This window comes from Dactylosporangium cerinum (assembly GCF_042653625.1).
GTDB lineage: Bacteria > Actinomycetota > Actinomycetes > Mycobacteriales > Micromonosporaceae > Dactylosporangium > Dactylosporangium cerinum.
Window position 1 is genome coordinate 1 of the sequence record NZ_JBHSIU010000158.1, and the last position, 525, is coordinate 525.

Below are 525 nucleotides of genomic sequence, written 5' to 3' on the forward strand. Positions count from 1 at the left end.
GGCACCCGCACCGACCCGTAGTCGGCGTTCGCCGGCCGGTTGAACTCATCGATGACCTGCTCGACCACGACACCCGTCAACCGGCGGATGTCGCCCTGATACCGCACCAGAAGGAAGTCGAAGAAATGCGCCAACGACCACGCCTTGTGCTGCACCGTCAACCGGGCCAGACCCGACCGGCGCGCCGCGGCCAGAAACCGATCTGCGTCGCTCGGCTGCGCCGTCCACACCGGCCGCCCCAGGAACCGGACGAACTCGAACAGTACCGACCGGTCCGAAGCCACCGTGGCGTCCGCGCAGCCCGCGCCCACCGCCGCCAACAGGTACTGGTCGACCAACTCCTGCTCGAAGTCGTCGACCTCGGTCTGCGTCGACAGGCGGCGCGGCGCGTCCAACGACCGCACCACCGCCAGACCCATGACCACTCCAGATCGCCGATATCGACCATCACTCATGAATACCGGCAACTCTTCAGGATTCCCGACCAACAGTCAACCCTCGAACCAGCTCACACACGACTGACCT

1 pseudogene is annotated in these 525 nt (G+C 65.9%); it reads right to left on the reverse strand.

Annotated elements, in window-relative coordinates:
• Window positions 1-488: pseudogene (locus ACFPIJ_RS64500) on the reverse strand (hypothetical protein); the annotation flags it as partial.
• Window positions 489-525 lie beyond the last annotated feature (37 nt).